Source organism: uncultured Amaricoccus sp., from assembly GCF_937858865.1.
Classification (GTDB): domain Bacteria; phylum Pseudomonadota; class Alphaproteobacteria; order Rhodobacterales; family Rhodobacteraceae; genus Amaricoccus.
The window spans coordinates 1-4661 of the sequence record NZ_CALLYO010000398.1; the positions used below are offsets into that span (position 1 = coordinate 1).

Sequence of the window (4661 nt, forward strand, 5' to 3'; positions counted from 1 at the left end):
TGGCGGGCGCTTCTCGCCCGCCGGGTCGGGCGCTGCCCTCCTCGTCCTGGAATGGCAGTTGATGTAGGGGGGCGGGCCGGTGCCGTCCGGCGTGAGCCCGGCGTCAGCGCTGGGCGAGGCGGGGGGCGGGGCCGATCGGGATCGGGCCGAGGCGGGCGAGGCCGTCGGCGAAGTCGAGCGGCACCTCGAGCGCGTCGCCGTCGCCGCCGAGGCGGGCGAGCAGGCCGAGGCCGGAGCGCAGCGCGCCGGCGAGGGCGGGGGCGAGCGCGCCGCTCGCCTCGGCCACCTCGATCATGGCGCGCCAGTTGCGGGCGTGCAGGTCGAGCCGGCCCTCGGCGAAGCCCGCGTCGTCGACGGCGAGCGTGCCGCGCCCGCGCAGGTCGAGCTTGCCCCAGGTGAAGGAGAGCTCGCGGATCTCGACCTGCTCCAGCGCCGGATTGTCGCTCTCGATCGCCTGGCGGTCCCAGGGGCGGTCGAAGTGGAGGGTCGAGTCGAGGGCGATCGGGCCGATCACGGCCGGCAGCACGCCGTCGGCGCGGAAGCCGGCGACGACCTCGGGCGGCAGCGCGAGGCTCTCGGCGTTGAAGGCAAGGTCGTGCGCGAAGGGGGTGCCGTCGGCGGCCCGGCGGGTGGCGAGGATCGCCTTGCCGATGCCGGCGGTCCAGCCGGCGTCGCCCCGGAGCTGCATGTTCTCGATCTCGAAGGTCATGTGGTCGAGCTCGAGCCGGGTGCTGGGGCGGAAGATGACCGAGCCGCGCAGGACGTCGCTGGTGGCGCGGATGGTCTCGTAGGGGGTGGAGACGACCTGCTCGCCGCTCAGCACGGCGATGACGTGGTTGGGCTTGTAGGAGAGCGAGAGGATCCGCAGCCCGCCCGCCTGCCAGGCCCAGCCGGCGGCGGGATCGGAGAGGGAGAGGTCGCTGACGACCGTGTCGACGCGGTTGGGGAAGCCGCGCACCCTCAGATCCTCGGCCTCGGCCACCCAGCCGGCGGCGCGGCGGTCGGCGAGCCAGGCCTCCATCGCCCGGTCCCGCGCGGTGGCCTGGACGAACCACCAGCCGCACCAGGCGAGCGCCGCCAGGATCAAGATTGCCAAGAGCGCGCGCATGTCCTACCCCCAACTCCGACCATCGTGCCGGTCCGAAGGCGCCGGGCGCCTCGGGCAGGCGGGGCTTAGCGCAGGCGCGCGGACGGGAACAGCGGATTATGGACGGCGGCGGGCAGGCGGGCTTCTGGGTCTTCGGCTACGGCTCGCTGATCTGGTCGCCGGGCTTCGAATATGCCGACCGGCGGGTGGCGACGCTCTGCGGCTACCGCCGCGCCTTCTGCATGACCTCGATCGTCTACCGCGGCACGCCGGAGGCGCCGGGGCTGGTGCTGGCGCTCGACCGCGGCGACGGCAGCGGGAGCTGCGTCGGCGTCGCCTACCAGGTGGCGGCGGAGCGGGCGGCGGCGACGCTCGCCTACCTGCGCGAACGCGAGCTCGTCTCCTACGCCTATACCGAGGCGCGGCTGCCGGTGGCGCTCGAGGACGGCGAGGCGGTCGAGGCGCTGGTCTATGTCTCGAACCCGGCGCACGCGCAGTACCGCGGCGGGCTGAGCCTCGAGGCGCAGGCCGAGGTGATCGCCCGCGCCGTCGGGCCGCGCGGGCCGAACCGCGACTATCTGCTGAAGACGGTGGAGAGCCTCGAGACGCTCGGGCTGCACGACCCCGACCTCGCCCGGCTGGCGGAACTGGTGCGCGAACGTCCGGAATGAGCGATCACCCTTTCGTGCGCCGCCGCGGGTAACGCCCGCGCGCCCGGCTGCGTATGGAGGGCCATGGAGATGCCGATGAACCGCAGGGTCCCGCCGCGCCTCGAGGCGCCCGCCGCGCGGCAGGCGCTCGGATGAGCGGCGCGGTCGCCGGGCACCGGCTGTCGACGCGGCTCTGGCACTGGGTCAATGCGGCCGTCTTCTTCGTCCTGCTGATGAGCGGGCTGATGATCTTCAACGCCCATCCCCGGCTCTACTGGGGGGAGTATGGCGCGGACTACGATCCGGCCTGGCTCGAGATCGGCGCCGACGCGGGGCGCGGCTACCTGCGGGTGGGGGAGGTGCAAATCGACACCACCGGCGTCCTCGGCACCAGCCGGACGAAGGGCCGGGTGTGGAACGTCGCCTTCCCGGGCTGGGCGACGATCCCCTCGACCTACGACCTGGCGCTGGCCCGGCGCTGGCACCTGAGCTTCGCCTGGCTCCTGGCGCTCGGGCTCGCCGGCTATGCGGGCTGGAGCCTCGTGAACGGGCATCTCCGCCGCGACCTCGTGCCGCGGGCGGCGGAGGTCGCGCCGGGGAACCTGCGGGCGGAGATCGGGCGGCACCTGCGGCTCGACTTCCCGCGGGACCGCTACAACGTGCTGCAGAAGCTCGCCTATCTTGTCGTGCTGCTGGTGCTGCTGCCGCTGATGGTGCTGAGCGGGCTCACCATGTCGCCGTCGATGGACGCGACCTGGCCGTGGCTGCTCGACCTCTTCGGCGGGCGGCAGACGGCGCGCTCGGTGCATTTCATCCTCGCCTGGACGCTGGTCGGCTTCCTGCTCGTGCATCTCGCGATGCTGCTGCTGGCCGGCCCGGTCGGGCGGGTGGGGGCGATGATCACCGGGCGGCGCCGCGCGCCGGGGGAGGGGGGCTGATGGCGCGGCTTCTCACCCGCCGCCGGCTGCTGCGCGGCGCCGGGCTCGCGGCGCCGGCGCTCCTCCTCGCCGGCTGCGACCGGCTCGGGGCGAGCCCGAGCTTCCGCGACATGGTGCTCGGCTCGGGGGAGTGGCTCTCCTGGCGGGTGCACCGGCTGATCGGGGCGAACGCGCTGGCGCGCGAGTACGACCCGGCCGAGATGTCGCCGCGCTTCCGCACCAACGGCAACACCAGCCCGCGCGCGCCGGAGTGGCAGCGCCACGCCGCGGCGGGCTTCGCCGACTGGCGGCTCGCGGTCGGCGGGCTGGTCGAGGGCCCGCGGGGCTTCTCGCTCGCCGAGCTCCGCGCGCTGCCGGTGCGCAGCCAGATCACCCGGCACGACTGCGTCGAGGGCTGGAGCGCGATCGGCAAGTGGACGGGGACCCCGCTCGCGGAGGTCCTGAACGCGGTGCGGCTCCTGCCCGTCGCGCGCTACATCGTGCTTCACTGCGCCGACGACTTCGGCGGCGAGCCCTACTACGAGAGCATCGACCTCGTGGACGCCTTCCACCCGCAGACGATCCTCGCCTGGGGGATGAACGACGCGCCCCTGCCGCTCGGCCACGGCGCGCCGCTGCGCCTGCGCGTGGAGCGCCAGCTCGGCTACAAGCACGCGAAGTTCGTCATGCGCATCGAGGCGGTGGCGAATCTCGCCGCCACCGGGCGGGGCAGGGGCGGCTTCTGGGAGGACGTTGCCGGCTACGACTGGTACGCCGGGATCTGACGGCTCATATTAACCGACCGTCAAATTCGTATGGCCGCTTTCCAGCCGCTTTCCGGCCGCCTTCCAGCCCGTCCAAACCCTTGTTAATATGAGCGGAATCCCCCACCGCCCCTCCGGATGCCCAGTCGATCGCCCGGAGGCCGTATCAGGAGAGCTTGGCCGTGCCGCGGACCGGCACGAGCTGCATGACGATGCCGACCAGCAGCAGCCAGGCGCTCGAGAGCAGCAGCCCGAGCTTCACCGCCTGCGGCGGGTCGAAGTTCTCCCAGACCGACCAGGCGCCGAAGACCACCCAGGCGAGGCAGATCGGCAGGTTCACCTTGCGCCAGCGCTCGGTCCTGACCGGATGGATGAACTTGAGCCAGGTGAACTGGCCGAGGCCCATCAGCACGATGCTGGCGGCGGTGACCCAGACCGGCGGCTGGAAGGTGAGGAAGACGAGGAGCGGCATCTGCCAGACGGCGGGGAAGCCCATGAAGCAGTTGTCCGCCGTCTTCATCCTGACGTCGGCGAAATAGACGACGCCGGTCAGCGCGATGAAGAGGGCGGCGACCAGCGACCAGGGCCAGGGGATGAGCTCGGAATAGACGAGCGCATAGGCCGGGATGAAGACGTAGGTCAGATAGTCGACCACGAGGTCGAGCACCGTCCCGTCCCAGTTGGCGGCATTGTGCTTGGTGTCGACCTTGCGCGCCAGCGGCCCGTCGATGCCGTCGACGATGAGGGCGAGCACCAGCCAGCCGAACATCTGCCGCCAGTTCCCGGCGGTCGCGGCAATGAGGGCCATCAGCGCCAGCGCGGCGCCCGACCCGGTCAGAAGATGCACGGCGAACGCCAGCGGCTTGGTCTTCATTTCCTCCAGATACGGCGAAAGTTCCACGAGCGGAACCCCGGATCGCTTGCCGGCGCACCGGCCGCGTGCGAGCATCGCGCGCCATGAACGAAGGCGACCCCGTGCGGTGGAAGCTCTACGCCGAGGCCTTCCGTCTCTGGCTCCCCGTCGTCATCTCGGTCTGCGCCATCTCGCTCACCATCTTCCAGGCGGTCAGCACCCGCCGCCACACCCGGCTGAGCGTCCAGCCGCGCATCGAGTGGCGCGTGACCGAGGAGGCGGTCCCCGGCACGCTCGACCTCTCGCTCGCCAACGTCGGCTTCGGCCCCGGCGCCATCCGCGACCTCGCCTTCGTCGTCGACGGCGAGGCGATCCCGGCGACCGGCCTCG

At 72.3% G+C, this 4661-nt stretch carries 6 protein-coding genes; 4 read left to right on the plus strand and 2 right to left on the minus strand.

Annotated features, from left to right (window positions below; all coding sequences use genetic code 11):
* Positions 1-103: 103 nt before the first annotated feature.
* Positions 104-1096 (minus strand): DUF2125 domain-containing protein, encoded by a 993-nt coding sequence (locus Q0112_RS11690; protein ID WP_297975528.1) that lies wholly within the window; start codon positions 1094-1096, stop codon positions 104-106.
* 110 nt (positions 1097-1206) lie between these two features.
* On the opposite strand from Q0112_RS11690, the gene Q0112_RS11695 reads away from it, so the two are divergent.
* The 3 genes from Q0112_RS11695 to Q0112_RS11705 all read left to right on the plus strand — a co-directional run bounded on the left by Q0112_RS11695 (position 1207) and on the right by Q0112_RS11705 (position 3439).
* Positions 1207-1758: a gamma-glutamylcyclotransferase gene (locus tag Q0112_RS11695; protein ID WP_297975531.1), complete on the plus strand. Its 552-nt coding sequence runs from the start codon at positions 1207-1209 to the stop codon at positions 1756-1758.
* Positions 1759-1889: 131 nt separating this feature from the next.
* Positions 1890-2675, plus strand: coding sequence for a cytochrome b/b6 domain-containing protein (locus Q0112_RS11700; protein WP_297975534.1), 786 nt, complete (start codon positions 1890-1892; stop codon positions 2673-2675).
* Positions 2675-3439 (plus strand): molybdopterin-dependent oxidoreductase, encoded by a 765-nt coding sequence (locus Q0112_RS11705; RefSeq protein ID WP_297975536.1) that lies wholly within the window; start codon positions 2675-2677, stop codon positions 3437-3439. The genes Q0112_RS11700 and Q0112_RS11705 overlap by 1 nt, the downstream gene beginning before the upstream one ends.
* Positions 3440-3584: 145 nt before the next feature.
* Here Q0112_RS11705 and Q0112_RS11710 read toward each other — a convergent pair whose 3' ends face one another.
* Positions 3585-4292: a CDP-alcohol phosphatidyltransferase family protein gene (locus Q0112_RS11710; protein ID WP_297975539.1), complete on the minus strand. Its 708-nt coding sequence runs from the start codon at positions 4290-4292 to the stop codon at positions 3585-3587.
* Positions 4293-4375: 83 nt separating this feature from the next.
* Between Q0112_RS11710 and Q0112_RS11715 the strand changes: the two genes are divergently transcribed.
* Positions 4376-4661, plus strand: a 286-nt coding sequence (locus Q0112_RS11715) for a hypothetical protein (RefSeq protein WP_297975542.1), incomplete at its 3' end; no start/stop codon positions are given.